At 55.8% G+C, this 900-nt stretch carries 2 protein-coding genes; one reads left to right on the forward strand and one right to left on the reverse strand.

Translation table 11 applies throughout. The features are described 5' to 3' along the window. The coding region (locus VSR82_RS39840; RefSeq protein ID WP_498858909.1) for an IS3 family transposase at positions 1 to 211 on the forward strand (211 nt) is incomplete at its 5' end. A gap of 95 nt (positions 212 to 306) precedes the next feature. Here the strand turns inward: VSR82_RS39840 and VSR82_RS39845 are convergent. Beyond that, the gene (locus tag VSR82_RS39845; RefSeq protein WP_498858910.1) at positions 307 to 636 is read right to left on the reverse strand and encodes a helix-turn-helix domain-containing protein; all 330 of its coding nucleotides are present in this window, start codon (positions 634 to 636) and stop codon (positions 307 to 309) included. Positions 637 to 900: the final 264 nt, after the last annotated feature.

The following is a 900-nucleotide window of genomic DNA, read 5'->3' on the forward strand; positions in this document are numbered from 1 at the left end:
CAACTGCTATGACAATGCCGCCATGGAGAGCTTCTTCGGCACCCTCAAAGCGGAGTTCTTTTATCTCAACAAATTTGATAATCTTGACGAGCTGGAGGTCGGCATAAAGGACTATATCCGGTACTACCACCATGACCGTATCAAGCTAAAACTGCAGGGCATGAGCCCCGTAAAATATCGGACTCAATTCGGTCCAGGCGTAGCCATCTAACCGTCCAACTTCTGGGGGTCAGTCCAAATTGGTGGACGCCTATGCTCCTCGCTCCTGGCGATCACTGCCAGACGCTAAAGATGGACCGCTTACGTTTAATCTGCTTCGGGTCTGGGTAGCGGAACCCATCCTGCTCGCCCATTCGTTTGAAACGGGGGGAACTCGGCCCGCTTGTCAAAGAAGTTGGTGTAGACGTGCTCAAGGTCCTTCAAGGCCTGCTGGAGCAGATGGACTGGCGCATCGTTGAGCCACGGTGCTTCCGCGCCGTTGCGCCACTCCGTGAGCAGCTTGCACAGGCCGGCGTAGCCGAGCTTCTTATCGCCGCCCTTGTGGCGTTCGACCTGCAACGCCAACGCCTCGTTATAGACGAACCGGCACGCGCCCGCCAACTCGCGCATATTGCGTTGCGTTTCGCCGTTGGGCATCGGTTCGAACTTGAAGGCCTAGAGTCGTTGCATGGCTCACGCGTATCAGAACCGAAGCGTCGTCAAGGACGCCTTTGGCGTCCGCGCTTTCCTTCCCCGCCGTGAACGACTGAGCTTTACCCACAAGTCCGCTTGTAAAGGAAGGTCTGCAAAAGTCCTGGCATTGACGCCCCGTTCAGCTATCCTGGAAGCATCGCGAATTAGTTGAGGAGAAGAGTAATGTCGCAATTGGGTCTTGACCTGGATCTGTCAACCAAGCGCACG

It is taken from the genome of Burkholderia sp. JPY481 (assembly GCF_038900515.1).
Lineage (GTDB): Bacteria > Pseudomonadota > Gammaproteobacteria > Burkholderiales > Burkholderiaceae > Paraburkholderia > Paraburkholderia youngii.